The organism is Spirillospora sp. NPDC127506, assembly GCF_040302145.1.
Classification (GTDB): Bacteria; Actinomycetota; Actinomycetes; order Streptosporangiales; family Streptosporangiaceae; genus Spirillospora.
In genome coordinates this window covers 16,548-41,302 of record NZ_JBEORG010000042.1, presented here as the reverse complement: position 1 = coordinate 41,302, position 24,755 = coordinate 16,548, and the positions used below count along the sequence as shown (strand labels likewise).

28 protein-coding genes and 1 pseudogene are annotated in these 24,755 nt (G+C 72.1%); 13 read left to right on the top strand and 16 right to left on the bottom strand.

Going from position 1 to position 24,755, the window contains the following annotated elements; all coding sequences use genetic code 11:
• The first annotated feature begins 60 nt into the window (after positions 1 to 60).
• Positions 61 to 690: a TetR family transcriptional regulator gene (locus ABTW95_RS29780; RefSeq protein ID WP_396446045.1), complete on the top strand. Its 630-nt coding sequence runs from the start codon at positions 61 to 63 to the stop codon at positions 688 to 690.
• A gap of 25 nt (positions 691 to 715) precedes the next feature.
• Here the strand turns inward: ABTW95_RS29780 and ABTW95_RS29775 are convergent, their stop codons facing one another.
• The 6 genes from ABTW95_RS29775 to ABTW95_RS29750 form a co-directional block, all read right to left on the bottom strand.
• Entirely contained in the window at positions 716 to 1,447 is a 732-nt protein-coding gene (locus ABTW95_RS29775) for an alanyl-tRNA editing protein (RefSeq protein WP_500227997.1), read from the bottom strand.
• Between the two features lie 16 nt (positions 1,448 to 1,463).
• Positions 1,464 to 1,829: a DUF2516 family protein gene (locus ABTW95_RS29770; RefSeq protein ID WP_396446043.1), complete on the bottom strand. Its 366-nt coding sequence runs from the start codon at positions 1,827 to 1,829 to the stop codon at positions 1,464 to 1,466.
• Between the two features lie 311 nt (positions 1,830 to 2,140).
• Positions 2,141 to 2,566 carry a hypothetical protein gene (locus ABTW95_RS29765; protein WP_396446042.1) on the bottom strand — a complete coding sequence of 142 codons (426 nt, stop codon included), beginning with the start codon at positions 2,564 to 2,566 and terminating at the stop codon, positions 2,141 to 2,143.
• Positions 2,563 to 3,030 carry a helix-turn-helix domain-containing protein gene (locus ABTW95_RS29760; RefSeq protein WP_396446041.1) on the bottom strand — a complete coding sequence of 156 codons (468 nt, stop codon included), beginning with the start codon at positions 3,028 to 3,030 and terminating at the stop codon, positions 2,563 to 2,565. The genes ABTW95_RS29765 and ABTW95_RS29760 overlap by 4 nt, the downstream gene beginning before the upstream one ends.
• A 250-nt stretch (positions 3,031 to 3,280) precedes the next feature.
• A complete protein-coding gene (locus ABTW95_RS29755; protein ID WP_396446040.1) occupies positions 3,281 to 3,580 on the bottom strand; it encodes a YiaA/YiaB family inner membrane protein in 300 nt (99 codons plus the stop codon).
• Positions 3,581 to 3,697: 117 nt separating this feature from the next.
• On the bottom strand, positions 3,698 to 4,591 hold the full coding sequence (locus ABTW95_RS29750; protein WP_500227996.1) for a neutral zinc metallopeptidase: 894 nt from the start codon (positions 4,589 to 4,591) through the stop codon (positions 3,698 to 3,700).
• A 264-nt stretch (positions 4,592 to 4,855) separates the two neighbouring features.
• Between ABTW95_RS29750 and ABTW95_RS29745 the strand changes: the two genes are divergently transcribed.
• The 5 genes from ABTW95_RS29745 to ABTW95_RS29725 all read left to right on the top strand — a co-directional run bounded on the left by ABTW95_RS29745 (position 4,856) and on the right by ABTW95_RS29725 (position 9,839).
• Positions 4,856 to 6,601: a DUF2207 domain-containing protein gene (locus ABTW95_RS29745; protein ID WP_396446038.1), complete on the top strand. Its 1,746-nt coding sequence runs from the start codon at positions 4,856 to 4,858 to the stop codon at positions 6,599 to 6,601.
• Positions 6,602 to 6,672: 71 nt separating this feature from the next.
• A complete protein-coding gene (locus tag ABTW95_RS29740) occupies positions 6,673 to 7,041 on the top strand; it encodes a hypothetical protein (protein ID WP_500227995.1) in 369 nt (122 codons plus the stop codon).
• A gap of 237 nt (positions 7,042 to 7,278) precedes the next feature.
• Positions 7,279 to 8,133, top strand: a complete 855-nt coding sequence (locus ABTW95_RS29735; protein WP_500227994.1) for a FadR/GntR family transcriptional regulator — start codon at positions 7,279 to 7,281, stop codon at positions 8,131 to 8,133.
• Positions 8,130 to 9,377 (top strand): CynX/NimT family MFS transporter, encoded by a 1,248-nt coding sequence (locus ABTW95_RS29730; RefSeq protein ID WP_396446034.1) that lies wholly within the window; start codon positions 8,130 to 8,132, stop codon positions 9,375 to 9,377. The genes ABTW95_RS29735 and ABTW95_RS29730 overlap by 4 nt, the downstream gene beginning before the upstream one ends.
• Positions 9,378 to 9,428: 51 nt before the next feature.
• A complete protein-coding gene (locus ABTW95_RS29725) occupies positions 9,429 to 9,839 on the top strand; it encodes a hypothetical protein (protein WP_500227993.1) in 411 nt (136 codons plus the stop codon).
• A 72-nt stretch (positions 9,840 to 9,911) separates the two neighbouring features.
• On the opposite strand, the gene ABTW95_RS29720 is transcribed toward ABTW95_RS29725, so the two are convergent.
• Both ABTW95_RS29720 and ABTW95_RS29715 read right to left on the bottom strand, forming a co-directional pair.
• Positions 9,912 to 10,880 (bottom strand): asparaginase, encoded by a 969-nt coding sequence (locus tag ABTW95_RS29720; protein ID WP_396446032.1) that lies wholly within the window; start codon positions 10,878 to 10,880, stop codon positions 9,912 to 9,914.
• 326 nt (positions 10,881 to 11,206) lie between these two features.
• Positions 11,207 to 12,031: a beta-keto acid cleavage family enzyme gene (locus tag ABTW95_RS29715; RefSeq protein WP_500227992.1), complete on the bottom strand. Its 825-nt coding sequence runs from the start codon at positions 12,029 to 12,031 to the stop codon at positions 11,207 to 11,209.
• A 20-nt stretch (positions 12,032 to 12,051) separates the two neighbouring features.
• Between ABTW95_RS29715 and dtd the strand changes: the two genes are divergently transcribed.
• Positions 12,052 to 12,477, top strand: coding sequence for a D-aminoacyl-tRNA deacylase (gene dtd, locus ABTW95_RS29710; protein WP_500227991.1), 426 nt, complete (start codon positions 12,052 to 12,054; stop codon positions 12,475 to 12,477).
• A 31-nt stretch (positions 12,478 to 12,508) separates the two neighbouring features.
• On the opposite strand, the gene ABTW95_RS29705 is transcribed toward dtd, so the two are convergent.
• From ABTW95_RS29705 to ABTW95_RS29690, 4 genes are all read right to left on the bottom strand, one after another.
• The gene (locus ABTW95_RS29705) at positions 12,509 to 13,012 is read right to left on the bottom strand and encodes a hypothetical protein (protein WP_500227990.1); all 504 of its coding nucleotides are present in this window, start codon (positions 13,010 to 13,012) and stop codon (positions 12,509 to 12,511) included.
• A gap of 80 nt (positions 13,013 to 13,092) precedes the next feature.
• On the bottom strand, positions 13,093 to 14,073 hold the full coding sequence (gene ygfZ, locus ABTW95_RS29700; protein WP_500227989.1) for a CAF17-like 4Fe-4S cluster assembly/insertion protein YgfZ: 981 nt from the start codon (positions 14,071 to 14,073) through the stop codon (positions 13,093 to 13,095).
• A gap of 10 nt (positions 14,074 to 14,083) precedes the next feature.
• Positions 14,084 to 14,500 carry a Fur family transcriptional regulator gene (locus ABTW95_RS29695; protein WP_396446027.1) on the bottom strand — a complete coding sequence of 139 codons (417 nt, stop codon included), beginning with the start codon at positions 14,498 to 14,500 and terminating at the stop codon, positions 14,084 to 14,086.
• A 453-nt stretch (positions 14,501 to 14,953) separates the two neighbouring features.
• Entirely contained in the window at positions 14,954 to 15,442 is a 489-nt protein-coding gene (locus tag ABTW95_RS29690; RefSeq protein ID WP_396446026.1) for a heme-binding beta-barrel domain-containing protein, read from the bottom strand.
• Positions 15,443 to 15,663: 221 nt separating this feature from the next.
• Here ABTW95_RS29690 and ABTW95_RS29685 point away from each other — a divergent pair, with 221 nt between their 5' ends.
• Positions 15,664 to 16,026 (top strand): DsrE family protein, encoded by a 363-nt coding sequence (locus ABTW95_RS29685; RefSeq protein ID WP_396446025.1) that lies wholly within the window; start codon positions 15,664 to 15,666, stop codon positions 16,024 to 16,026.
• Positions 16,027 to 16,137: 111 nt separating this feature from the next.
• On the opposite strand, the pseudogene ABTW95_RS29680 reads toward ABTW95_RS29685, so the two are convergent.
• A pseudogene (locus ABTW95_RS29680) lies at positions 16,138 to 16,683 on the bottom strand (DUF2238 domain-containing protein); the annotation flags it as partial.
• 286 nt (positions 16,684 to 16,969) lie between these two features.
• Between ABTW95_RS29680 and ABTW95_RS29675 the strand changes: the two are divergent.
• Complete coding sequence (locus ABTW95_RS29675) at positions 16,970 to 17,989, top strand: TerC/Alx family metal homeostasis membrane protein (protein ID WP_500227988.1); 1,020 nt, start codon at positions 16,970 to 16,972, stop codon at positions 17,987 to 17,989.
• 73 nt (positions 17,990 to 18,062) lie between these two features.
• On the opposite strand, the gene ABTW95_RS29670 is transcribed toward ABTW95_RS29675, so the two are convergent.
• Positions 18,063 to 18,581, bottom strand: coding sequence for a DinB family protein (locus tag ABTW95_RS29670; protein WP_500227987.1), 519 nt, complete (start codon positions 18,579 to 18,581; stop codon positions 18,063 to 18,065).
• 99 nt (positions 18,582 to 18,680) lie between these two features.
• Between ABTW95_RS29670 and ABTW95_RS29665 the strand changes: the two genes are divergently transcribed.
• On the top strand, positions 18,681 to 19,628 hold the full coding sequence (locus ABTW95_RS29665) for a helix-turn-helix transcriptional regulator (protein WP_500227986.1): 948 nt from the start codon (positions 18,681 to 18,683) through the stop codon (positions 19,626 to 19,628).
• Between the two features lie 21 nt (positions 19,629 to 19,649).
• Here the strand turns inward: ABTW95_RS29665 and ABTW95_RS29660 are convergent, their stop codons facing one another.
• Positions 19,650 to 20,189 carry a DUF1707 SHOCT-like domain-containing protein gene (locus ABTW95_RS29660; protein WP_500227985.1) on the bottom strand — a complete coding sequence of 180 codons (540 nt, stop codon included), beginning with the start codon at positions 20,187 to 20,189 and terminating at the stop codon, positions 19,650 to 19,652.
• 174 nt (positions 20,190 to 20,363) lie between these two features.
• Between ABTW95_RS29660 and ABTW95_RS29655 the strand changes: the two genes are divergently transcribed.
• Positions 20,364 to 20,654, top strand: coding sequence for a DUF3303 family protein (locus ABTW95_RS29655; RefSeq protein WP_396446020.1), 291 nt, complete (start codon positions 20,364 to 20,366; stop codon positions 20,652 to 20,654).
• A 421-nt stretch (positions 20,655 to 21,075) separates the two neighbouring features.
• Here the strand turns inward: ABTW95_RS29655 and ABTW95_RS29650 are convergent, their stop codons facing one another.
• Positions 21,076 to 22,494 (bottom strand): RtcB family protein, encoded by a 1,419-nt coding sequence (locus ABTW95_RS29650; protein WP_500227984.1) that lies wholly within the window; start codon positions 22,492 to 22,494, stop codon positions 21,076 to 21,078.
• 132 nt (positions 22,495 to 22,626) lie between these two features.
• Here ABTW95_RS29650 and ABTW95_RS29645 point away from each other — a divergent pair, with 132 nt between their 5' ends.
• Positions 22,627 to 23,052: an archease gene (locus tag ABTW95_RS29645; protein WP_500227983.1), complete on the top strand. Its 426-nt coding sequence runs from the start codon at positions 22,627 to 22,629 to the stop codon at positions 23,050 to 23,052.
• Between the two features lie 579 nt (positions 23,053 to 23,631).
• On the top strand, positions 23,632 to 24,651 hold the full coding sequence (gene xynA, locus ABTW95_RS29640; protein WP_500227982.1) for an endo-1,4-beta-xylanase XynA: 1,020 nt from the start codon (positions 23,632 to 23,634) through the stop codon (positions 24,649 to 24,651).
• The last annotated feature ends 104 nt before the right edge of the window (positions 24,652 to 24,755 follow it).

The window sequence follows — 24,755 nt, the reverse complement described above, 5'->3', positions numbered from 1 at the left end:
ACACCCATCACTGCCGATTTGCAACAGATGCAATTTTGCAGTCGTGGTAATGTCCGTCACATGGACGAGGAGCCGGCCCGGCCGGGCCTGCGGGAGCGCAAGAAGCTGCGCACCCGGCAGGCCATCGCGTCGGCCGCGCTGCGCCTGTTCGCCGAGCGCGGCTACGAGGAGACGACGATCGCCGACATCGCCGCCGCCGCCGACGTCGCGCCCCGCACGTTCTTCGGCTACTTCCCGTCCAAGGAGGACGTGGTCTTCGCCGAGATCGACGACCGGCTCGCCGAGGTGGCCGAGCGGCTGCGCCGCACCTCCGGCGAGACGCCGATGGAGACGATACGGCGCAGCATCGTCGACGTCCTCAACGCGGTCGTGTCGGAGCACGGCGACTACGGGGCGGTCCAGGTCGCGCTGATCCTGGAGCGCCCCGCGCTGCGGGCCCGCGCGCTGCAGCGCATGACCGGCGCCCAGGAGGCGATCGAGGCGCTGCTGCGCGACCTGTGCCCCGGCATCCCGGAGATCGACGCGGTGGCGGTGTCCGGCATGGCGATCGGCGGCATGCAGGCGGTCGTCGCGCACTGCCGCCGCGAGGGCTACGACCCGGTCTCCATGCGGGCGGCCCTCGACCGCGCCGTGGACATCGTCGAGCACGGCCTGGTCTCGGTCGACGCGCTGTCCAGCCCGTCCCCGTAGGCCGCCGGGCGCGGGCGGCGCGCCGTCAGTCGCTGATCTTGATGCGGAGGCGGCGGAAGCCGCGGCCCTTGTTCTCGACCTTGGCGACCGTGATGCGGCCGATCTGCTTGGTGGAGCCGACGTGGGTGCCGCCGTCCGCCTGCGTGTCGAGCCCGACGATGTCGACGATCCGGACGTCGCGCACCTCGGGCGGGACGAGGTTCGTGGCGGTGCGGATGATGTCGGGGATCTCGAACGCCTCCTCGCGGGGCAGGGTCTTGATGTCGATGCGGCGGTCGGCCTCGACCTCGGCGTTGCAGGCGTCCTCGACGGCCTGCTTGAAGCCGGGCGGCACTTCGCGGAGGTCGAAGTCCATGCGGGCGCTCAGCGGCTCCATGTTGCCGCCCGTCACGAGGCAGCCGTAGTCGCGGAACACCACCCCGCACAGCAGGTGCAGGCCGGAGTGGGTGCGCATGAGGGCGGTGCGGCGCTCGTCCTCCACGGCGGCCCGCACGACGGTGCCGACCGGCGGGACCGGGTCGTCCTCGGCCGGGATCAGGACGAGGTCGTCGCCCTTCCGCACACCGGCGATGCGGGTCTGGACGCCCTGCCAGAGCAGGACGCCGTGGTCCGGGGGCTGGCCGCCGCCGCCCGGGTAGAAGGCGGAGCGGTCGAGGACGATGCCGTCCGGTCCCGCGTCGAGGACGACGGCCTCCCATTCCCGCAGCGCCTGATCGTCCAGTTCCAGCCGGGTCGTGCGTCCGAGGGTGTCGCTCATGACCTCACCGTAGAGGTCACCAGGGGCCGTAGGGGCCAGATCGGGAACCCCCGCGGCCGCCGTTGTTCTTCTTGAACGGCGCCACGGCCGGGCGGACGTCCGCCAGGTAGATCGCGGCGCCGATGAACGCGGCCACCGGCAGGATGCCGAGCAGCAGCGCGATGGGGCTGGCGCCGAGCGCGGCCGGCGCGACCGCGTAGGCGCCGCCGACCACGGTCGCGACGATCAGGATGATCGTCCAGAGCTTCTTGCTCCACTTGCTGGCCGCGGAGAAGGCGCCGGTGGGCACGGTCAGCGAGTCGATCAGCGCCCACGCCTCCATCGCGAAGGCGATGATCAGCAGCAGCCAGAAGAAGTAGTCCACCACATTGAAGCCCGACATCGGCGATCAGCGCTCCTGCTCGTCTCGGACGGCGACTCCTTGTCGCGCACACGGCGTTGCTCTGCCCCAACCCTATGCGCACCGTCCACCCGTGCGGCCTGGCGGAACGGACCGCGGCCCGCGGGAAGCGGCCCGCGGGCGGAGACCGGGCTCGAGACGGGCTCGAGACGGGCTCGGAGACGGGCTCGGAGACGGGCTCGGAGACGGGGCTCGGATACAGGGCTGGGAGACAGGGCTGTCGGAGAGACGAAGGAACCCGGCCGGGTGTTCCCGGCCGGGCCCTCCACGGCGGTGCCGCTACTTCGGCGCCGTCACTTCTTCGCGGTGGTGGACCGGGTCTGCCGCGCCGCGCCGGTGCCGCGCCGCGGCTGCGCGGTGCGGGTCTTCGCGGCGGGCTTCGCCTCGGCCCCGGTGATCTCAGCGACCTCGACGGCCTCGCGGTTGACGACCTTGCGGCCGCGCTCGGCGAGCTCGTCGATGATCTCGGCGGCCCGGGTGCCGACGTGCGTCGCGTACGCGACCGCCGCGCCGGGCAGGTCCTTGGCGTCCACGCGCTCCTGGTACCGGGAGACCTCGCCGCGGTAGCGCTCGACGGTCTCGCGGACCTGCTCGCGGAACTGCTCGCGGTAGCGGTCCACCTGGCCGGGGACCTCACGGAGCTTCTCCACCGCGAAGTCGCCGGCGCCGGCCACGGCGTAGACGGCCTTGTTCTCTCGGAGGTTGCTGGCCAGCGTCATCCGACCTCTTCCTTTCCGTTCTGTGTGTGGTCTGCTGCTTCGGGTGCCGCTCCATCGGGGGCGGCCCGTTCCGGTGCGGCTCGTCCGGCCGCGCCGGCGAGATCCGCGCCGAGCACGCCCGTGGCCTCGTTCTCCTTGAGGAACGACGCGTAGATGTCGAGCAGGACCTGCTTCTGCCGCTCGGTGAGCAGGAGGTCCGCCCGGACGGCGGCCTGGACGTCGGTGTCGGCCTCGCGGTCCTCGAGGATGCCCGCCTGCACGTACAGCGCCTCGGCGGAGATCCGCAGCCCCTTGGCGATCTGCTGCAGGATCTCGGCGCTCGGCTTGCGCAGGCCGCGCTCGATCTGGCTCAGGTACGGGTTGGAGATCCCGGAGACGTCCGCCAGCTGGCGCAGCGAGATCTTCGCGCGCGTGCGCTGTTCCCGGATGTACTCCCCGATGGAGCCGACCTTCGAACTTGCCATGTCTCCACCCTGCGTCATGGTGCTTGCAATTGCAAGCGGTCCAGCTAGCACTTCGTGGTGAATCGCCTCACATGCCGGAAAGGTCAGAAGGGTCGCAAGGGTCGGAAAGGTCAGAAGGATCGGAAGGGTCGAGGGGGGCGGGACGAGGCGGACAGGGGGCGGACAGGTCGGAGCCCGGCCCCGTCGGCACGACGGCGCCGGGCTCGGCGGCAGGTCATAGAACAGGTGGCACGGCAGGTGACACGGCAGGTCACAGGGTCGGGGTCGAGTAGGGGTCGTGCTCGGCGAGCAGCTTGTCGAGGCGGGCCTGGTCGACGCGGTTCGCGATGGTCTGGTTCTCCTGCCGGTCGCGCACGCACTTCGCGAGCGTGAACGTCGACGTGATCACGTACAGCAGGCCGAGCGCGAGGAACGCGCGGACCCACGCGCTGACGGGCAGGTAGGCGACGCCGACGGCGACGGCGGTGCTGGAGACGGCGAACGAGATCGCGGCCTGGACGAAGAACGCGGTGGTGCCGGCGGGCACCGGCGGGTTGCTGCTGGTCGTCATGGCCCCGAGTCTGCGGCCCGCCCGCGCCCTGGTCATGAGTACATGTGCTCAGCCGGGCACGGGCGAATCACTCAACCCGCGCGGGAGCACCCGCACGGCCGGCCGGCGCGGCCGGGGTCAGCTCACCTTGGAGGGCGGGGCGATCCAGGTGTTGCAGACGGTGAGGTCGCGGCCGTTGAAGCCGGTGACCACCCAGCCCGCGTAGTGCGCGCCCGAGCCGTGGTCGCGCTCGTCCACCGGCTTGCGGTCCTCGCCGCGCCCCCGGACGTCGATGATCATCGCGACGTACTGCTCGCGCGTCATCGGCAGCGTGGACCGCTCGGAGCCGAGGAACGCGCCGGCGAAGCACTGCGCCTGCAGCTCGATGCGGCGGCTCGCCGCGTTGCCGGTCGCGCTGTCGCCGGTCTCCATCTGCCGGTCCCCGTAGAGGAGGATCCCGGCGCGGTCCTGGACGTGGTGGCCGTACTCGTGCGCGATCACCCGCGCGTAGACGGAGTAGTGGGACAGCGATTCGCCGCCGGACGTCTCCACGACGTGCTTGAGCCCGACGTACATCGTGTTGTTCGCGGGGCAGTAGAAGGCGGACGCGCCGGGCGCCGGGTAGGTGCCGCACGGGCTGCGCCCCGGGTCGACCCAGAACACGCGGTTGGGCTTGTCGAACGGGATCCCGGCCTTCTGGAACTGCTTGGCCCACGCGGCGTCCAGGCAGTCGCTCAGCGTGTTCATGAACCGCCGCATGGACTCGGCGGACGGCAGGATGCCCGGCAGGCGGCAGCTCACCGACGTCAGTGGGCCCGTCTTGTACAGCGGGTTGTCAGTGGCCTTCTCCTTCGGCGACAGCTTCCCGGTGCCGCCGCCGGACGAGATGGGCGCCCGCGTCCCGCCCGACGCGGTGGTCTGCGTCCCGCCGAGCGCCGAGAGCCCCAGGATCGCGAGGACGACGAGGGCGGTCAGCCCGCCGAAGATGCCCGCGATCGTGCCGCCCGCGCTGCGGCGCGGGGGCGGGCGCATCGGGACGTACCGGTACTGCGGCTGCCCGTAGGCAGGCGGCCCGTAGCCCGGCCCGCGCGGGGGCGGCGCGCCGTAGGGCGGCCCTCCGTACGGGGGTCCGCCGTGCGGTGGCCGGCCGTAGGGGGGTGCCGGTGGCCGCGGCGGAGGGGGCGGCGGGGGGTAGTGACCTGCCATAGCGCAGAATCATCGCACGCGTTGCCGATACTATTTGCGGCCATGTCTGCTCTTGCGGCGTTGTTCCGGTTCCGGCCAGTCGTTGCGACGGTGTCGGCCGCGGTTTCGGCCGCGGCGCTGATCCCCCTGCTGACCTCGCCGTCCGCGGCGGCGGAGCGCGCCGGGAACGGGCGGGCGGAGGCCGGGCGGGCGGAGGCCGGGACGATCGCGGCGTCCGAGCGGGTCCTGAAGGACGAGGTCGTCCTCACCGCGGGCCGGGGCGGCGTCACCAAGGTCAAGGAGACGATCGTCTACCGGTTCGCCGGGCACAAGGGGTTCGAGCGGACGTTCCGCACCCGCGACCACGAGAGCCTCAGCGAGGACCGGGTCTGGCGGATCGGCGGCCTGCGGGCGAGCAGCCCCGACGGCGGGCCGGCGCGGGTCAGCATGTCGAGCGAGGGCCTCCGGACGATCGTCGAGGTGAGCGGCGCGAAGAAGCTGACCGGCGACTACACCGTGGTGCTGGAGTACGACCTGCGCGGCGCGATCACCCCGATGGGCGCGGTGGAGGAGCTGCGCTGGCCGGTGATCGGCGGCTGGAAGGTCCCGCTGGACGAGGCGAAGGCGACCGTCGACGGCGGCGCGATGATCCGCAGCGTCAACTGCTTCACCGGCCCGATCGGCAGCACGATCGGCTGCACGCAGTACTACACGAACCACGCGCACACGCAGGGCGTCTACGCGCAGCAGGGGATGCTGCCGGGCGAGTACCTCACGGTCGTCGCGGGGCTGCCCGCGGGGACGACCGGGGGCCGCGCGCTCTACGAGCGGCGGCACACCCTCGCGACCGCGTTCTCGGTGAACGCCGTGACCGGCGGCGCGCTCGCCGGCCTGCTGGTGCTGCTGGTCGGCGGTGTCGTCGCGCTCTACCTGCTGCGCGGCCGGGACGCCCGGGTGGTCGTCAAGAAGGCCGCGGAGGGCGACCAGGCGCCGCTCGCGGGTGCGGAGTTCGAGCCGCCGGACGGGGTGCGCCCCGGCCAGATCGGGACGCTGATCGACGAGCAGGCCGACGTGATCGACGTGACCGCGACGATCGTCGACCTCGCCGTCCGCGGGTACCTGCTCATCGAGGAGGAGGACAGGGCCGTCACCGGCCGCCTCGACTGGACGCTGCGCCGCCTCGACCGCCCGCAGGTCGACCTGCTCCCCTACGAGCGGATCCTGCTGGACGCGCTGCTGACCGCGCCCGACGGGTCGGGCCGCGACGCGGTGAAGCTGTCGGAGCTGGGCGGGACGTTCGCGACGAAGCTGGCGCAGGTCAGGTCCGCCATGTACGACGACGTGGTGAAGCAGGGCTGGTTCGCGCGGCGCCCCGACACCGTCCGGTCCCGCTGGACGCTGGCGGGGATCCTGGTGACGCTGCTCGGCATCGCCGCGACCGTGGCGCTGGCGCTCACCACCGAGTGGGCCCTCGCCGGCCTCGCGCTGATCATCGCGGGCGCGGCGCTGGCCTACGGCGGCCAGTACATGCCGGCGAAGACGGCGCGGGGCGCGACGGTGCTGGCGCACACGATCGGGTTCCGCGCGTTCCTGGAGCGCGGCGCCGTCCCGGACGAGGCGGCCGCGTCCAGGCAGCGGATCGCGCTGTTCTCCCGCTTCCTGCCGTACGCGGTCGTGTTCGACACCGTCCCGAAGTGGGCGGAGACGGTGAAGGACGCGGGCGAGCGGGCCGAGGGCGCCGACAACCTCTACTGGTACGAGGGTCCGGCCGAGTGGGACCTGTCGAAGTTCGCCGAGTCGATGCGGACGTTCACGCTGGCCACGTCGGGGTCCATCTCCCAGTCGCGCGGCATGTGACCCGCGCCGCGTCCGCCGGGCGGTTAGCCGCCTGACGCCGGGTAGAGGCTGGGGCGAGGAGGTGTCGCCTCATGACTCTGGCCCTGCCCCCACCGCCCCCCGGCGGCGACCTCGGAGACCGCTGGTTCCTCTACATCGGGCCGGCCGTCATCTTCCTTGCGGTCGTCTTCTGGGTCACGATCACGCTGACGGCGTCCCACCGCCGGCCGCGCAGCCGGCACCCGCGGGGCGGCCTGCCGAACCGCGGGCCCGTGCAGGGCGGGATCATCCAGGGCAGCCCGTCGCAGCGGTCGCGCCGCGACCCGGCGCCGTCGGTGACGCACCGCGAGGTCATGGCGCACGTCGAGTCCGCGCGCCTCGCCGAGGAGGCCGCGCGGCAGAAGGAGCCGGAGGCGGCGCGGAAGCGGCGGGGCCTGCTGGGCTCGCTCAAGCGCCGCTGAGCCGTCGCGGCTCTCTAACGCGACGTCCGCCGGGACGGCTCTCATGTCCCCACACCTCCCGGCGGACGTTGTCCGAGCCCGCGGTGGTCGCCGAGACCCCTCCCGGCGGCCACCGCGGGTCCGCCCTCCCCCGCATCCCGAAGGACTGACCGCCTCCCGAAGGACTGACCGCCTCGCGAAGGATCGCCTCTTGACCAGCCTCGTAAGATGTCTGACGTCTTACTTTGGGAGGGTTCGGTGGGGTTGAGTCCTGTCGCGAGCGGATCGACGGTCGAGGCCGTCCTCGAACAGCTCCAGGCGCAGGTCAGCGGCGGCTCCTGGGCGGTCGGCGAGCGGATACCGGCGGAGCTGGAACTCGCCGCGCAGCTCGGCGTGAGCCGCCCGGCGGTGCGGGAGGCGATCCGGGCGCTGTCGCACGTCGGGGTGCTGGAGGTGCGGCGCGGCGACGGGACGTACGTCCGCAGCAGCGCCGACCCGCGCCCGCTGCTGCGCCGGGTGGCGCGGGCGTCGGCCCGGGACGTGTTCGAGGTGCAGCTCGCCTACGACGTCCAGGCGGCCCGGCTCGCGGCCCGGCGCCGCACCGCCGCCGACGTGGCGCGGCTGGAGGAGCTGCTCCGCGCGCGGGACGAGGCGACCGAGCCGGACGCGTTCGGCGCCGCCGACGCCCGGTTCCACCTCGGCGTGGCGGAGGCGTCCCGCAACCCGGTCCTGATCGAGGCGATGCGGTACTTCATCGACCGGCTGCGCGAGTCGATGCGCGCGATCCGGCTCGACCACGAGGTCCCCGAGGCCGGCCCGGCACGGCACCGCGCCGTGCTGGACGCGATCGCGGCGGGCGACCCGGAGGCGGCCGCGGCGGCCGCGGCGGCGGTCGTGGAGCCGACGCTCGCCGTCCTGGACACCCTGCTCGGCACGGACACCCCGCCGGGGGGCGAGCCGCCGCCGGCCGGGAAGACGCCGCCGGCCGGGAAGACGGGGCGGGCCGCGGCGGAGAGCCCGCCGACGGAGCGGCCGTCGCCCGGCGGAGGCACGTCGCCCGGCGGAGGCACATCGCCCGGCCGGAGCACACGGCTCGGGGAGGAGGGACGGTGAGCGCGCGGCGCGCGGGCGTCGTCGGCTCGCTCCTGATGATCGTCTTCATGGCGGTCAACCTGCGGCCGGCGATCGCCGCGGTCGGGCCGCTGCTGACCGAGATCAGCGACGAGTTCGGGCTGTCCGGCACGGCGGCGGGGGCGCTGACCACGCTCCCGCTCGTGTTCTTCGGCTCCTACGGCCTGGCCGCGGCGTTCCTGCCGCGGGCGCCGCGGGGTGAGACGCTGCTGGTCAGCGCGATGGCGCTGCTCGTCGGCGGGCTGGCGCTGCGGCTGGTGGACGCCCCCGCGGCGCTGTTCGCCGGTTCGCTGGTCGCCGGGATCGCGATCAGCATCGGCAACATCGCGATGCCCGCGATCATCAAGCGGGACCATCCGTCCCGGATCACGACGGTGACGGCGATCTACACGGTCGCGGTGACCGCCGGGGCGTCGCTGTCGTCCGGGCTCGCCGTGCCGGTCGAGGACCTCTTCGACGCGTCCTGGCGGCTGCCGCTCGGCCTGCTCGCGTTTCCGGCGGCGCTCGCCGGGCTGCTGTGGGTGCCGCGGGCGCGGCGCGCGGCGCACGCGGCGCGGTCGGCGCCGCCGGCGGCGGCCCCGCGCGGCGTCGCGGCGGTGGTGTGGCGGTCGGGCCTCGCCTGGCACGTCACGGTGTTCATGGGGCTGCAGTCGCTGCTCGCCTACGTCGTCCTCGGCTGGCTCCCGACGATCTGCCAGGACCGGGGGATGGACGACGCGACCGCCGGCTACGTCCTGGCCCTGTCGGCGGCGGTCCAGGCGGTCGGGTCGCTGGCCGTCCCGGTGCTGGCGCGGCGGACCCGCGACCAGCGCCCGATCGTGGTGGTCGTCGTGGCGCTCACCATGCTCGGTTTCGTGGGGGTCACCTGGGCGCCGATCGGGTCGGTGTGGGGCTGGGCGGTCGTCCTCGGCCTCGGCCAGGGCCTCGGGTTCGCGACCGCGCTGTCGTTCATCGGGCTCCGCGCCCACGACGCGCAGATCGCGACGCAGCTGTCCGGGATGGCGCAGGGCATCGGATACCTCATCGCGGCGCTCGGCCCGCTCGCGCTCGGCGCGCTGCACGACGCCACCGGCGGCTGGAGCGTTCCGATGATCGGGGTGCTGGCCGTCAGCGCCGTCATGACGGTGCCCGGCCTCGCGGCGGGGCGCATCCGCGCGGTGGGCGAGCCCCCTGCCCCGCCCTCCGGAGAGGTTAACTCGGCAATCAGCGGACACATCCCTAATTGACCCCAGCGCGGGGCCGATACGCCATCGGGAGGTGGACGGACAATGCCCGCCATGATGCTGGCCGAAGCGTCCCCCACGGTCGCGCTCAGATGGGTGTGGATCATCGTCGTGGTGGCCGTTGTGATGCTGGTCGCCCGGGCCTGGGTGCTGAGGGCGGCCTCGTCCAGGCACATCCATCCGGAGAAGCGGAACGACCAGATGAACCACCGCGGCATGGAGCAGGGCGGCATGTACACCTACCGCCCCGGCATGTTCTCGCACAGCTACCCGCCGGCGAGGGACGGCCAGTGGGAGGAGTTCCGCAAGGACAACCCGCAGCCGGGCCGGGAGCCGAAGACACCGTGGCCGGACGGCGTCCTGTACGAGCAGACGGTCTTCAAGGAGGAGTTCGAGGAGCTCAAGGAGGAGAGCGGGCAGACGACCGGGCAGACGACCGGGCAGGCGACGGAGAGCCGCCGCTAGAGCACCTGCCGCTAGGACACGCTGCCGCTGAACACCCGGCCGCTGAACACCCGGCCTTCTAACACCTGGCCGCTAGAACATTCCGGGTGCGGGGCGGACGGCGCCCACGACGCCGTCGCCGCCCCGCACCTCGACGACCGCAGGACCGTCCAGCCCTGGCGCGTCGATGCCGAGCGCCCGCAGCAGCGCCACGGTGACGGGCGTCCGCGCCCGCATGGCCCCGTCGTCGATCTTGACGGCTCCGGCGCGCCCGTCGTCGAACGCGAAGGCGTCCACTCCTTCGGCGCCGCACTTCACGAGCAGCCCGGGGACGGCGTCCATGAGCTGCCGCTCCTCGCGCCGGGTGCCGGACGTCCACTGCGGGTGGGTCCGCATCGCGTCGGCGACACGGCGCTCAGGGGTGCCGGGCGCGGCCAGGACGAGCGCCCGGAAGGCCCGCGCGACCCCGGCCGTGGACACCGCGAACAGCGGCGCGCCGCACCCGTCGACGCCGACGGCCGCGGCCGTCTCGCCGGTCAGCTCCTCGACGACGCCCCGCACGGCGAGCTGCAGCGGATGCTCGGGGTCGAGGTAGGTGTCGACGGGCCATCCGGCGGCCACGCACGTCGCGAGCATCGCGGCGTGCTTGCCGGAGCAGTTCATCCGCATCCGCGACGGCCCGCCGCCGGCGCGGGAGACGGCCTGCTGCGCCTCCGGGTCGATCGGCCAGCTCTCCGGGCAGCGCAGGTCGTCGGCGACGAGCCCGGCGCCCGCGAGGATCTTCTCCGCGCCCTCGACGTGGAAGTCCTCGCCGGAGTGGCTGCCGGCCGCCAGCGCGAGCAGCTCGTCGTCCAGCCCGAGGCCGCAGCGCAGCATCGCGACCGCCTGCATGGGCTTGTTCGCCGACCGCGGGAAGATCGGCGCGTCCGGGTCGCCCAGCCGGAGCGCGACGCCGCCGTCCGCGGCGAGCCCGACCGCCGTCCCCCGGTGGCGCGACTCCACGAACCCGGAGCGCTCCACCTCGACCAGCACAGGATTGACCAGCACAGGATTGACGTCCACCGCACCCCTCCATACCGCCGGGGACGGCCGCCCGCCGGAGCGGCCGCCGCCCAAGAAAGCCGCCCAAAGCAGGGCGCCGCCCAAAAAGCAGGGCCCCACCCACCCGGGGGCGGACCCGCTAACTCCATGGTCAAGTACCCGCCCCAGCCCAGGGAAGTGGAATCACATCCTGTGGATAACCCCAAGATCGGCGGCGCCGGGTATTCGACCCTTGAGATTCAGCGCTCGATGAGTCCAGCGCCCGGACGTTCAACGCCGGACGTCTCAGCGCCCGGACGTCTCAGCGCCCGGACGTCTCAGCGCCCGGACGTTCAGCGCCGGACGTCTCAGCGCTTGGTCTTCAGCAGGGCGCGTGCGTCCGCCGCGGACATGGCGGGACGCTGCGCCAGCGCCGCGGCCTGAGCCGCACGCTCCACCAGCTGGACGTTCGCCGTCACCGGCCGCCCCTTCGCGAAGGTGACGGTGTCCTCCATGCCCACGCGCAGGTGCCCGCCCGCCGACAGCGCCGCGAACATCACCGGGAGGGACGTCCGCCCGATGCCCGTGGCCGACCAGGTGGCACCGGACGGCAGCGCCTCCACGGCGGCGACCAGCGTCCGCGCGTCCCCCGGCATGCCGCCGGGCACGCCCATCACCAGGTCGCAGTGGACATGCCCTCCATACGGAAGACCGTGCTTGTCCAGCAGCCGGTGCAGCGCCGCCACATGCCCCAGGTCGAACAGCTCGAACTCTGGGACGACCCCCAGCTCCTGGGTGCGCTGGTACAGCTCCACCATGAACGGCCAGGGGTTCATGAAGACGTCGTCGCCGAAGTTGACCGTCCCGCAGGTGAGCGAGCACATGTCGGGCTCGGCGTCCAGGACGCGGAGACGGTCCTCGTAAGGGTCGGTGACCGCGCCGCCCGTGGACAACTGGACGATCAGTCCCGTGCTCTCCCGCAGCGCCGCGACCGTGTCCCGCAGCCGGGACAGGTCGAGCGTCGGCCGCGCGTCGTCGTCGCGGATGTGCACGTGAATCACGGCCGCGCCGGCCGCCTCGCACTCCTTGGCCGTCTGGACCAGTTCATCCAGGGTGACGGGCAGGGCCGGCACGTCCGACTTCGCGGACTCCGCACCCGTGGGCGCCACCGTGATGAGCGTCGTTGCTCCCATAGGCGGCAGAATGCATGGTCATGCGTGCGGTAGTCCAGAGGGTGAGCCAGGCCAGCGTGTCCGTGGACGGCCGGGTCGTCGGCGAGATCGAGGGCCCCGGGCTCCTCGCGCTCGTCGGCGTGACCCATGACGACGGCCCGGAGAAGGCCCGCAGGCTGGCCTCCAAGCTGTGGGGCCTGCGCATCCTGCAGGACGAGAAGTCGTGCTCGGACGTGAACGCCCCGCTCCTCGTCGTGAGCCAATTCACCCTCTACGGCGACGCGCGCAAGGGCCGCCGCCCGTCGTGGACGGCGGCCGCGCCCGGCGAGGTCGCCGAGCCCCTCGTGGACACCGTCGTCCGCGAACTGCGCGGCCTCGGCGCCAAGGTCGAGACCGGCGAGTTCGGCGCCGACATGAAGGTCTCGCTCGTCAACGACGGCCCGATCACCCTGATCCTCGACGTGTGAGCCCCGCGAGGCGCGCGGCCCCCGGGCGGCGTCAGCGGAAGCCGTAGATCGTGCCGACCACCACCGCGACGGTGCCGGCGGCCGCCAGCAGGATCAGAGCGCGGTCGAACAGCGTGAGCCGCCCGCGGAGGTCCGGCGAGACGACCACGACCCCGGTCTCGCCGTCCTCCCGCGGCGGCCGGGGAGGTTCGGCGGGTTCCTTCTGGAACGGGTTGCGGAGCCCGGCTAGCCGCCACAGCGCGTCGTTCCGGAGCCGCTGATGGTCGGGCCCGCAGGCGAACAGCCGGCCCCGGGTGCGCTCGGTGCAGGCGGCGCCCTGCTGGCTCAGGATCCGGCACATGGTCGGGACGAGCATGAACTGGTACAGGCACCAGGCCAGCAGGCCGAGCAGCGCGATCCGCCACGACTGCAGCCACCAGGCGAACCCGGCGAACGCCGCGAACAGGACCCACCACACCAGGGCGGACTCCCGGCGCGGGCGGCGCCGGGTCCCGCGTCTGGCCGCCGGCTCCCGCTTCCCGAGGTTCGCGACCATTGGCAGGAATCCCACCTTCCCTGGGCGGCGCCCGTTAGAAATCGTCCATATCCGACGATATTCGCCCAGGGCGCGGCCTGCTAGCCGTGTTTCGCCGGACGGCGGCGCAACGCGATCTGCGCGTTCGCCCCGGTGTCCGGCGAGACGATGACCTCCTGCGCGGCCGCCACACCGCCCGCGAGCAGGTCGGCGTCCACCGGGACGTTCCGCTTCACCATCGCGAGCGCGATCGGGCCCAGCTCGTGGTGCCGGGCCGCCGACCCGACGAACCCGATCGCCCGCCCGCCCGGGACCTCCACCGGGTCGCCGTGCGCGGGCAGCCGGTCGACGCTGCCGTCCAGGTGCAGGAACACCATGCGGCGCGGCGGGCGGCCGAGGTTGTGGACGCGCGCCACCGTCTCCTGCCCCCGGTAGCAGCCCTTGTTCAGGTGGACGGCCGTCTCGATGTAGCCGGCCTCGTGCGGGATCGTCCGCTCGTCGGTGTCGAGGCCGAAGCGGGGCCGGTGCTCGGCGATCCGCAGCGCCTCGTAAGCCCAGACGCCGGCCGGCTTCAGCCCCTCCGGGAACTCGCCGCGCGGGACGATCCGCGTCGTCGTTCCGGCGACGTCCGGCCAGGCCAGGCCCTCCGCGCCGGACGGCCCGGTGACGACCATGTACTCGCTTGAAACGTCGGCGACCTCGACCCGGAGCATGAAGCGCATCCGGTCGAGGAACTCGACCAGGGACGGGGCCTCCCCGGGCTCGACATGCGCCCAGACCGCCTCGCCGTCGTCGATCAGGAAGAGGTGGTGCTCGATGTGCCCCTTCGGCCCGAGCAGCAGCGCCTCGGTCGGCTCGAACGGCTTCAGCGCGTCCAGGTGCTGGCTGAGGAGGCTGTGCAGCCAGCTCAGCCGGTCAGGACCGGACACCTTGACGACGCCCCGGTTGCTCCGGTCGACGAACGCCGCCCCCTGTTCGAGCGCGCGTTGCTCCCGCGTCGGATCCCCGTAGTGCGCGGCGACCTCCTGGTCGGGCGCATCGGCGGCGACGGCTCCGGGCGACTGCAGCAGCGGGCTCTCCATGCCGTCCAGACTATGTGGCGCGGCAGTCCTTGCACCGCCCGTAGACGGTGAGGTGGTGCACGTCGGTCTCGAAGCCGAAGTCGCGCCGCAGGACGTCCGCGAGCCCGGCCGCCGCGCGGGGGTCGACGTCCTCCACCGTGTGGCATCCCCGACAGACCAGGTGGATGTGCTCGGCATCGGCGGCGAGGTGGTAGTTCGGCGGGCCGTGCCCGAGATGCGCATGCTTGACGAGCCCGAGCTCTTCGAGGAGTTCGAGTGTCCGGTAGACGGTGGAGATGTTCACGCCCCTGGCCGTGCGCTGCACCTCGGTGCAGATCTCTTCGGGGGTCCCGTGCTCCAGGTTGGTGACCGCCTCGAGGACCAGCTGGCGCTGAGGGGTGACCCGATACCCCTTTGCCCGCAGCTCCTCCTGCCACGACTCGACCATGTCCCGAGTCTAGATCCCGCCCGGACGGCCCGGTTCGTGCGCCGGCACGCGGATTGGTTGGTGCGGCGGCACGCGGATTGGTTCGTGCGCCGGCACGCGGATTCAGCCGAGCGAAAACCTGTTTGCCTCGGTGCGGCGGATCAACATAGCGTGCGGGGTACGCGCGAAAGGAGGTGGTCCAGACAATGGTTGATTGTAGGACTCGCGAGGTGGCTGTCCGCTAGTCGCCGTTCCGCCTCGGACCGCTGTCCCCTGGACGGCGGAGTCGGTCGCGACGGTGACCGGCGAATACCAGGCAGTTACCCGATCCCCGGACCGACGGACCCGTCCTGTCCGTCGCCCCGCCGCTCGGCGGGAAGGTCCGGGGATCGCTTTGTCTCGGGGGTCGTTCTGCCCGGGGCCACCGCTTTACCTGGAACCGCTTGTCTCCGGATCGCTTGTCTCCGGACGTTCTCAGGACACCTTCTTGAGCTGCGCCGACAGGTGCGACTGGAGCTTCTGCCCGACGGCCGCCATGTCGTAGGCCCAGCCGAGGTCCTCGCCGATCAGCCCGTAGAGGCGGTGGCCGCCGGTGACCTCCTTGGCCGACTCCGTCCGCGCGACGACGTCGGTCCGCAGCTCCACCCGGTTGAACGCCACTTCGCCGACGTAGATCTCCACGATGCCGGTCGGGTGGGCGAGCGTCACCTCGACCTGGTGGTCCGGCTGCGGCCGCCAGTACCCGGTCTCCATGGCGAGCGGGCGGCCGAGGGTGCCGTCCGGCTCGATCATCCAGGTGCGGCTCGCGTAGATCAGAAAGGGCTTCCCGATGTGGGTGAAGGACAGCTCCTGGCCGAAGTTGAACGACTCGATCGTGGGGTAGCCGCCCACGCCGGCCCCTTCCCAGGTGCCGAGCAGGAACTTCAGGGGCTCAAGGTCCGGGTGCAGCTCAGGAACATCCATGGGCCCCGAGCGTAGCGGCGGGCGCCGCCTCCCGCGTCCCGCCCGCCGACCCCCGCGAAGCCCCGCTGCTTCAACCGGCCCGCTACTTCAACCGGCCGAGGCGGATCACGAGGAGGACGGCGGCGACCGCCACGAGCCCGAGGGCGAGGACGAGGATCCCCGCGTTCACCATGCCACCCACACCAGGATGGTATTGGGGCCGCCCGCACTAGAGTGCGGCTATGGCGAGACCACTGGTGATCAAGGTGACCGCGGGGGCGGACGCCCCCGAACGCTGCAACCAGGCGTTCACGGTGGCGGCGGCCGCCGCGGCGAGCGGCGTCCCGGTCTCGCTGTGGCTGACCGGGGAGTCGGCGTGGTTCGCGCTGCCGGGACGGGCCGCCGAGTTCTCACTGCCGCACGCCACTCCCCTGGACGACCTTCTCGGCGTCATCCTGACGGCGGGGCGCGTCACGCTCTGCACCCAGTGCGCGGCCCGCCGCGACATCGGCCCGGACGACGTCCTGCCCGGCATCCGCATCGCCGGCGCGCCGACCTTCGTCGAGGAGATCACGATGGACGACGTCCAGGCGCTCGTCTACTGACCCGTCCCAGGCGAGGTAGACGGTCGTGTCGAGGCTGAGGCTCCGCACGACGCCGGGACGCCGGCCGGGCGCGGCCGGGGCGGTGCCGGTGCCGCGGCGGGCCAGGGCCGCGACGGCGCAGGCGGCGAGGGTGGAACCGGCGAGGCCGAGCATGAGGTCGCCGATCGTGTCGCGGTAGATCGTGACGGTCTCGGGGGTGTCGAGGATGAAGACGCCGTACTCGAAGAACTCCCACAGGATCGCGGCGATGGCGCCCGCTCCGGCGCAGGCCGGCACCAGCGTCCACCCACTCTGGCCGGCCCAGCGGCGGAGGGCGACGCCGGCGGCGGCGCTCAGCAGGGCCCAGTTCCCGAAGTGGCAGGCGTCGTCGAACCAGTCGACCGTGTCGTAGAGGTCGGCGGCGTTCCCGGCGACGTCCACGAGGAACGGCAGGGTCAGGAGCAGGTCCAGGTCCCACGGGAAGGGCCTGCCCCGGCCCCGCAGCGCCCAGACGAGGGTGACGAGCATGACGGCGGCGGGGTAGGCGGCCACGCGGACGCCCATCGCCTTGTCCGCGAACCGGTCCCATTCGGGGAAGGCGACGGCGAGCGCGAGCAGGGCGGCCAGGGCGGCCTTGGCGGTGAGGGCGAAGGGGCGCCAGCGAGAGAAATCGTCCATGCCCAGAAGAGTGGCTTCGCGGCGCGCCGCGCCGCATCGGCGCAAGTACTCAGCCGTACCTGAGTGCTTTGCCGCAATGCGCACCCCGCCCTCATGCGGCGGCCCGGGGGTGCGCGGCCCGGGGTCAGGGCAGGACGACCCCGCCCGGGTAGGCTCTGCGGCCCGCGATGCCCAGGGTCCAGATCATCTGCGGTTCACCCGGGCGCGTCCTCCGTATCCGGGGCGGTAGAAGGCCCGCAGAACGGATATAGATCAGCGGACGCCCCCGTCAAAGGAGCCGGCCGGAATGCTCGACGTACCCCCATGGGCCTGGTCAGCGACGATCGGACTGATCGTCGGGCTGTTCGTGCTCGACTTCTTCGTCGCCGTCCGGCGGCCGCACGCGGTCCACATCAAGGAGGCCACGTTCTGGTCGGTGTTCTACATCGGCCTCGCGGCGGTGTTCGGCCTCGCCGTGTGGTCGCTCGGCGGGTCGGCGGCGGGCACCGAGTACTTCTCCGGATGGCTCGTCGAGAAGAGCCTGTCGGTCGACAACCTCTTCGTCTTCGTGATCATCATGGGCCGGTTCGCGGTGCCCGACGAGTTCCAGCAGAAGACGCTGCTGTTCGGCATCGCCGCGGCGCTGGCCCTGCGGGCGGCGCTCATCGCGGTCGGCGCCGCCGCTATCAGCCTGTTCTCCTTCACGTTCCTGATCTTCGGGCTGGTGCTGATCTGGACGGCCGTGCAGCTCGTCCGGCACCGCAACGAGGAGCCGGACGTCGAGGACACCTTCATCATGCGCCGCGCCCGCAAGGTCATGCCCGTGAGCGAGAGCTTCCACGGGGGGCGGATGCTCGCCCGCGAGAACGGCCGGCGGGTCATGACGCCGCTGCTCCTGGTGTTCATCGCGATCGGCAGTACGGACGTCCTGTTCGCCCTGGACTCCATCCCCGCCGTGTTCGGCATCACCAAGGACCCGTTCCTCGTGTTCGCCGCCAACGCGTTCGCGCTGCTCGGGCTGCGCGCCCTGTACTTCCTCATCGAGGGACTGCTGGAACGGCTCGTCTACCTGTCGATCGGCCTGTCGGTGATCCTCGCGTTCATCGGGGTGAAGCTGATCCTGCAGTTCCTCCACGAGGACGTCGCCGAGTCGATCCTGAAGATTCCGACGACGCTGTCGCTGGGCGTGATCCTGGCGATCCTGCTGTTCACCACCGGTGCCAGCCTGATCCGCGTCCACGCGCACCCGGAGGAGAAGGCCAAGGCCGGCTCTCTCCGCAAGCGCCGCGAGAAGAAGCCCCGCGAAGAGGAGCCCGCCCGGAGCTGACCGTCACGGCGGGAAGGACTCAGTGAGAAGGCCACCGCGACGACCGCGGGGCGGGGTTCGCCGGCGTGGGCCGTCAGCCCATGCTCTTCGCGCCGTCGAGGGACTCGCGGATGATGTCGGCGTGCCCGGCGTGCTGGGCGGTCTCGGCGATGATGTGCAGGATCACCCGCCGCGCCGACCACTCGGTGTCGGTGAACCAGGGGGCCTTCGGCAGCGGCTGGACGGCGTCCAGGTCGGGCAGGGCGGCGACCAGCTCGTCCGTCCGGCGGGCGACTTCGGCGTAGCCGTCGAGGACCCCGGCCAGCGTCTCGCCGGGGAGCATGCGGAACTCGTCCGCCCGCTTCTGCAAGTCCTCCTCGGTCATCTGGGTGAAGTCGCCCATCGCGGACGGGCCCTCCACGATGAAGTCCGCCCAGCCGCGCTCGACCGAGGCGACGTGCTTGATGAGGCCGCCCAGGCACAGCTCGCTCGCCGTGGTCCGCAGGCCGGCCTGCTCGTCGGTGAGGCCGCGGGTGGTGAAGCGCAGGAAGTGCCGGTGCTTCGCCAGCATCGCCAGCAGGTCGGCCCGCTCACCGGTGATCTGCTCGGTCATGGTCATATCCTCCGCCTTCGCCGTTCCCGTCAGTGTGAACACCACGCTAGAAGGCATAGCGGCCACTTCCTGACCTGAATTGCGGGGAGAATCGGGAACATGGCGAACACCAGCTCCCGGACCCTGCGTCTCCTTTCGCTGCTCCAGACCCACCGGTACTGGCCGGGCGCCGAGCTGGCCGGCCGGCTGGGCGTGTCCGTCCGCACCCTGCGCCGGGACGTCGACCGGCTCCGCGAGCTGGGGTATCCGGTGGAGGCGACGCGCGGCGTCGACGGCGGCTACCAGCTGGCGGCCGGCGCGGCGCTGCCGCCGCTGGTGATCGATGACGAGGAGGCCGTCGCACTGGCCGTGGGGCTGCAGGCGGCGACGCAGGTCGAGGGCATCGCCGAGGCGTCGGTGCGGGTCCTCGCGAAGGTGGCGCAGGTGATGCCGGCCCGGCTGCGCCGCCAGGTGGACGCGCTGCGCGCGATGACCGTGCCCACCACGTGGGGAGGGTCGCCGGAGACGGGCGTCGCGCCCGCCGTCCTCACCGTGATCGCGCTCGCCTGCCGGGACTCCGAGCGGCTCCGCTTCTCCTATACCGCCGCCGGCGGCGACCGCACCGGCCGGCACGTCGAGCCGCACCGCCTCGTCCCGCTGGGCCGCCGCTGGTACCTGGTCGCCTACGACCTCGACCGGCACGGCTGGCGCACCTTCCGGCTCGACCGGCTGTCCGGCCCGTCCGCCACCGGCGCCCGGTTCCGCCCCCGCGACCTGCCCGCCGCCGACGCCGCCGAGTTCGTCCGCCGCGGCCTGAAGGAGATGCCGCGCCCCTACCGGGTCGAGGTGCTGGTGGACGCCCCCGCCGCGGCCGTGCACGAGCGCATCGGCCGCTGGTGCACCGTCGAGGAGGCGGACGGCGGCCGCTGCCGCGTCCGCATGACCGCCGACGCCCTTGAGTGGCCCATCATGGCCCTGGGCGCCGTCGAAGCGGACTTCCAGGTGGTGTCCCCTCCCGAACTGCGCACCCGGCTGCACGCCTTGGCGGCCCGCTTCGCCCGCGCCTGACCGCCGGGGCGCCGGGGAGGGTCAGCGGCGCGCGTGGCGGATCTTCAGCCGCCCGAAGCCCATGGTTCCGGAGACGCGGATCTTCGGGCCGCCGGGGCGGGACGGCCGCCGGGGCTTGTAGAAGGAGTCCTTCCACACGGTCTGCAGGCCGTCGAGGTCGACGACCGCGTCCCGCGGAACCGTGATCTTCGCCCTGCCGGTGGCGAGGTTCAGCTCGATGTCGACGACCGGATGCTCGATGACCGCCCGGGACAGGTCCAGGTGCACCCTTCCGAACGCGGAGTCGACCTTGAGTTTCCGAGGCACCCGCCAGGGGCCGCGGCGCCGGATCCGGCCGCCGAAGGCGGCGATCGTGGACGTGTCCGGCTTCTCCTCGGGGAGCGCGGCCAGTGCCGTACCGAGATCGCCGTGCGTCTCGGCGGTGAGCGTCTGCTGGAGGAGGTCGTCCAACTCCTCGTGCGAGATCTGCCCCTTGGAGTAGGCGTCCTGCAGACGCCGCACGGCCGTGTCGCGGTCTTCTTCGCTGATCGGTCGTGACGGATCGTCCGGCACAGGAGCCACCCGCTCACTCTACTGCCGGACCGTGCCACAAAATCTCCCTTATCTGTGCTCAGAAAAGACGCCCCGGCGGTTGTCGCTCCAAGACGGCCGCAGCAGATTGGAGGGGTCGCTACGGGCTCTACCGGGCGCGGACCAGGGGGTACGCGCCGGCCCGGACGCGAAAGGAGCAGTGCCATGAGAGTCATGCTCACCGCGGTGATGGACACGCAGATCTCCAACGAGACGATCAAGAGCGGCAGGCTGCCCGAGATCGTGCGGTCGATGATCGATCGACTGGATCCGGAGGCCGCCTACTTCGCTCCCGGCGAGGGCGGACGCTCCTGCGTCATGGTCTTCGACATGCAGGACACTTCGGCGATCCCGTCCATCGCCGAACCGCTGTTCCAGGAACTCGGCGCGAAGGTCGACATCTATCCGGTGATGAACAGGGAGGACCTGGAAAAGGGCCTGGCCGCCCTGCAATAGACGCGCCCGCGCTCGCCCCCTGGCCGCATCGGGGCCTTTCGGTATCCCCGTCGGGATGACAGGCTCATGCTGAACTCAGCAACCCTGCGGAACGGGGGGAACCGGGCATGAGGGCGATCATCGTGGGAGCCGGAATCGGCGGGCTGACAACTGCTCTCCGGCTGCACCATAAAGGCACCAAAAGGCATCGACTGCGAAATTCACGAGCAGCGCAGCCCCCGCTCGCCGGCACCGTGAATCAACACAAAGGTGGCCACCCCGGCCCCTTCCGCCCAGAGCGCGGTCCGCGTTCAGTTCACGAGGTTAGGCGACCGGGCTGACATTCTCGGGAGCCCCGCGCGGCCCTCGGCTCTGGTGCGCGGGTCGTGCGGCTGCGCCGCACCTCGGCGTGCCGCCGCGGTTCCGCGTCATGGCCGAGCGGTCACCCCTTTGTGACACCGAGGGGGACGAGGCGGGCGACCTTGCGGCCGAGGCCCGCGCCTTCGGTGGCGGCGATGACGGCGTCGATGTCCTTGTAGGCGGTCGGGGCCTCTTCGGCCAGGCCCCGCCAGGAGGCGCCGCGCACCGCGATGCCGGCGGCTTCCAGGCGGTTGCGCAGCTCCTTGCCCCGCACGGCGCGGGCGGCCTGGTGGCGGCTCTGGGTGCGGCCCGCGCCATGGCAGGCGGAGTCGAACGCGGGGTTGCCCCGCACACCGGTGAGCACGTAGGAGGCCGTGCCCATCGTGCCCGGGATGAGGACCGGCTGGCCCGCGTCCGCCAGGTCGGGCGGCAGGTCCGGGTGGCCGGGCGGGAGGGCGCGGGTGGCGCCCTTGCGGTGGACGCACAGCCGGCGCGGGGTGCCGGCGACCTCGTGGGTCTCGATCTTCGCCAGGTTGTGGGAGACGTCGTACACCAGGTCGAGCCGGGCGCCGCAGGCGTCGGAGAAGGCCCGCCGCGCGGCCTCGCCCAGAAGCTGCCGGTTGGCCCGTGCGTAGTTGGCGGCGGCGGCCATCGCGCCCATGTAGCTCCGGCCTTCCGGGGAGTCGACCGGTACGCAGGCCAGCTGGGGGTCGGGGACGCTGATCCCGTGGCGGGGCATGGCGGTCTGCATGGCGCGCACGTGGTCGCTGCAAATCTGGTGGCCGAGCCCGCGCGAGCCGCAGTGGATCATCACGCACACCTGCCCGGCGCGCAGCCCGAAGGCCTCGGCCACCGGTTCGTCGTAGACGTCCTCGACCATCTGGACCTCCAGGAAGTGGTTCCCCGAGCCCAGGCTGCCGAGCTGACCCAGCCCGCGTTCCTCGGCGCGGGCGCTGACTGCGGCGGGGTCGGCGCCGGCCACGGCCCCCAGGTCTTCGCAGCGTCGCAGGTCGCGCGCGTTGCCGTGGCCGCGCTCGACCGCGTAGCGCGAGCCCCCGGCCAGGACCTGATCGAGCTGGGACCGGTCGGCGACGCGCCAGACGGCTCCCCGCCCCAGACCGCGCGGGACGGCGTGGTCCAGAAGGTCCATGAGCGCGGCGAGGCGCGGCATGAGGGCGTCGCGGTCGAGATCGGCCGCCAGCAGGCGGACCCCGCAGGAGATGTCGAACCCCACGCCGCCTGGGGAGACCACACCGCCGTCCCCGACGTCGGTGGCCGCCACCCCGCCGATGGGGAAGCCGTACCCCCAGTGCAGGTCGGGCATCGCGTACGAGCCGGCCACGATGCCGGGCAGCGTCGCCACGCGGACCACCTGGTCCAGGGACTTGTCGACGCTCGGATCGGGCAGCAGCTCGCGGGAGGCGAACACGATGCCCGGGACCCGCATCCCTCCCTCCCGCTCGATGCGGAAGCGGTACGGGGTCTCCTCGATGATCTTCATCAGCGACCTCGGCCGGTGGTATGCCTCGCTTTCCCGGATGACGGGGAGATTCCCCGCGCCGGGAAGGCGGACCCCCGGGACACAGGAGCGAGGGTCCTCCGCGGCAATGCCCGGATTGGCGATGATGATGCGATGGCACCACAGAGATCGGCTGGTCACCGGACCGTCCCGCACACTGCTGACCTGCGCATCGAGGGCTGGGCGCCCACGGCTGCGCGCTGCGTGGCCGAGGCCGTCCTCGCGCTGGTGGAGAGCTTCGCCGAGATCCCCCCGGACGCGCCGGCCATGGACAGGGAGATCCTCATCGGGGGCCGCGACCCGGCGGGACGGCTCGCCGACGCGCTGGACGAGGTGATCTACAGGATGGACACCGCCGGCGAACTCCCGCGAACCGTGCGGGTCCGCGAGGAGGGGGAGGGGATGCGCCTCACCCTGGGCATGGTCGACATCGACCGGGTCGCCCTCGTCGGCGCCGTGCCGAAGGCCGTCTCCATGCATGAGCTGCGCTTCACCGAGGAACCCGGTGGATGGCGCTGCGAGGTGACCCTCGACGTCTGAACGGCGTCCGCCCGCTCAGGGCTTCGAAATACTGTCCAAGAGGATAGAAAGTTTCGGGCTGCGGCTCTTGGATCTTGCTGGCGTCCAAACGCCGTCGTCTCAGTGGTCGGGCCTTGCACAGATGGAATGGCCATTGAGCAGGCGAAACACACAAGACAAAAGATCAGCCTTTTCGAAATATTTCCGAAACCGTTGACAGTCCGCGGAGGGCGGTCCAACACTGTCGCCATCGACGGACTCGAACCACCCCCGAGACCCCGTCGATCCGGGTCACCCCGCCCGGCGGCCCGGACATCCGGCCGTCCGCTCACCCCGGACGGCCGGACATGGCCCTGTCCCCTACCCCGTGCCCGCCCCCTCGGCCGTCCGGCGCACGGACGGCCGAACGCTCCCGCTCCCGGCCCCCGCGACCGCCCCCGGTCGCCGCCCGCCCGGCGATCACCGGACGGCCGCCCGACCAACGTCCCCCGTCACACCCCGCCGCGTCGTGCGACGCGGGCGGCCGCCCCACGGCCGCCCGCGCGCACCACGCCGCCCTGGCCGCTCACCGCCAGCGCTCACGAGTGAGGAACCACCCCCATGCACAGCACACCCGAGATCCGCAGACGCCGCAGACCGCGGTCGCTCATCCGCACGAAGCCCCTCATCGGCGCCTGCGCGGTCGCGCTGGCGACCGCCACGGCGTTCCTGCCGGGCACCGCCAACGCCGACACGACCATCTCCTCGAACCAGACCGGCACCGACGGCGGCTACTACTACTCCTTCTGGTCCGACGGCGGCGGGCAGTCGTCCATGACGCTGAAGGGCGGCGGCAGCTACAGCACCCAGTGGAGCAACGTCGGCAACTTCGTCGCCGGCAAGGGCTGGAGCAACGGCGGCCGCCGGAGCGTGAACTACTCGGGCAGCTTCAACCCGTCCGGCAACGCCTACCTGGCCCTCTACGGCTGGACGTCCAACCCGCTCGTCGAGTACTACATCGTCGACAACTGGGGCACCTACCGGCCCACCGGGACGTACAAGGGCACCGTCACCAGCGACGGCGGCACCTACGACATCTATGAGACGACGCGGTACAACGCGCCGTCCGTCGAGGGCACGAAGACCTTCCAGCAGTACTGGAGCGTCCGGCAGTCGAAGCGCACCGGCGGGACGATCACGACCGGCAACCACTTCGACGCCTGGGCGAGCAAGGGCATGAACCTGGGCAGCTTCAACTACTACATGATCCTCGCCACCGAGGGTTACCAGAGCAGCGGTAACTCCAACATCACGGTCGGCGGCTCCGGCGGCGGAGGCGGCGGCGGCGGTGGCGGCGGCGGCGGTGGCGGCGGCGGTGGCTGCACCGCGACGCTGTCCGCCGGCCAGCAGTGGGGCGACCGGTACAACCTCAACGTCTCGGTGTCCGGCTCCAACAACTGGACCGTGACGATGAACGTGCCGTACCCCGAGAAGATCAGCGCCACCTGGAACATCAGCCCCACCTGGGACTCCAGCGGCCAGATCATGACCGCGCGGCCGAACGGCAACGGCAACAACTTCGGCGTCACCATCATGGCCAACGGCAACTGGACCTGGCCGACGGTCTCCTGCAGCGCCTGACCAGCGCACCCTCCCGTGGCGCGGCGGCTCCGGCCGCCAACTCCCACAAACAAGGGCAGATCAAGTCCCAACCTGGCCACTGGTGAATACTTAAATCAAGTCTG

What these genes read in the sequence shown, in the direction of transcription:
- ygfZ (WP_500227989.1), bottom strand. Translation starts at nt 14,073, where the DNA reads ATGGAGAGCCCGCTGCTGCAGTCGCCCGGAGCCGTCGCCGCCGATGCG.
- ABTW95_RS29650 (WP_500227984.1), bottom strand. Translation starts at nt 22,494, where the DNA reads ATGAAGATCATCGAGGAGACCCCGTACCGCTTCCGCATCGAGCGGGAG.
- ABTW95_RS29705 (WP_500227990.1), bottom strand. Translation starts at nt 13,012, where the DNA reads ATGGTCGCGAACCTCGGGAAGCGGGAGCCGGCGGCCAGACGCGGGACC.
- ABTW95_RS29765 (WP_396446042.1), bottom strand. Translation starts at nt 2,566, where the DNA reads ATGACGCTGGCCAGCAACCTCCGAGAGAACAAGGCCGTCTACGCCGTG.
- ABTW95_RS29750 (WP_500227996.1), bottom strand. Translation starts at nt 4,591, where the DNA reads ATGCGCCCGCCCCCGCGCCGCAGCGCGGGCGGCACGATCGCGGGCATC.
- ABTW95_RS29685 (WP_396446025.1), top strand. Translation starts at nt 15,664, where the DNA reads ATGGCGAGACCACTGGTGATCAAGGTGACCGCGGGGGCGGACGCCCCC.
- ABTW95_RS29755 (WP_396446040.1), bottom strand. Translation starts at nt 3,580, where the DNA reads ATGACGACCAGCAGCAACCCGCCGGTGCCCGCCGGCACCACCGCGTTC.
- ABTW95_RS29645 (WP_500227983.1), top strand. Translation starts at nt 22,627, where the DNA reads ATGGCACCACAGAGATCGGCTGGTCACCGGACCGTCCCGCACACTGCT.
- xynA (WP_500227982.1), top strand. Translation starts at nt 23,632, where the DNA reads ATGCACAGCACACCCGAGATCCGCAGACGCCGCAGACCGCGGTCGCTC.
- ABTW95_RS29695 (WP_396446027.1), bottom strand. Translation starts at nt 14,500, where the DNA reads ATGGTCGAGTCGTGGCAGGAGGAGCTGCGGGCAAAGGGGTATCGGGTC.
- ABTW95_RS29760 (WP_396446041.1), bottom strand. Translation starts at nt 3,030, where the DNA reads ATGGCAAGTTCGAAGGTCGGCTCCATCGGGGAGTACATCCGGGAACAG.
- ABTW95_RS29740 (WP_500227995.1), top strand. Translation starts at nt 6,673, where the DNA reads ATGACTCTGGCCCTGCCCCCACCGCCCCCCGGCGGCGACCTCGGAGAC.
- ABTW95_RS29675 (WP_500227988.1), top strand. Translation starts at nt 16,970, where the DNA reads ATGCTCGACGTACCCCCATGGGCCTGGTCAGCGACGATCGGACTGATC.
- ABTW95_RS29670 (WP_500227987.1), bottom strand. Translation starts at nt 18,581, where the DNA reads ATGACCGAGCAGATCACCGGTGAGCGGGCCGACCTGCTGGCGATGCTG.
- ABTW95_RS29690 (WP_396446026.1), bottom strand. Translation starts at nt 15,442, where the DNA reads ATGGATGTTCCTGAGCTGCACCCGGACCTTGAGCCCCTGAAGTTCCTG.
- ABTW95_RS29665 (WP_500227986.1), top strand. Translation starts at nt 18,681, where the DNA reads ATGGCGAACACCAGCTCCCGGACCCTGCGTCTCCTTTCGCTGCTCCAG.
- ABTW95_RS29655 (WP_396446020.1), top strand. Translation starts at nt 20,364, where the DNA reads ATGAGAGTCATGCTCACCGCGGTGATGGACACGCAGATCTCCAACGAG.
- ABTW95_RS29715 (WP_500227992.1), bottom strand. Translation starts at nt 12,031, where the DNA reads ATGGGAGCAACGACGCTCATCACGGTGGCGCCCACGGGTGCGGAGTCC.
- ABTW95_RS29775 (WP_500227997.1), bottom strand. Translation starts at nt 1,447, where the DNA reads ATGAGCGACACCCTCGGACGCACGACCCGGCTGGAACTGGACGATCAG.
- ABTW95_RS29725 (WP_500227993.1), top strand. Translation starts at nt 9,429, where the DNA reads ATGATGCTGGCCGAAGCGTCCCCCACGGTCGCGCTCAGATGGGTGTGG.
- ABTW95_RS29780 (WP_396446045.1), top strand. Translation starts at nt 61, where the DNA reads ATGGACGAGGAGCCGGCCCGGCCGGGCCTGCGGGAGCGCAAGAAGCTG.
- ABTW95_RS29770 (WP_396446043.1), bottom strand. Translation starts at nt 1,829, where the DNA reads ATGTCGGGCTTCAATGTGGTGGACTACTTCTTCTGGCTGCTGCTGATC.
- dtd (WP_500227991.1), top strand. Translation starts at nt 12,052, where the DNA reads ATGCGTGCGGTAGTCCAGAGGGTGAGCCAGGCCAGCGTGTCCGTGGAC.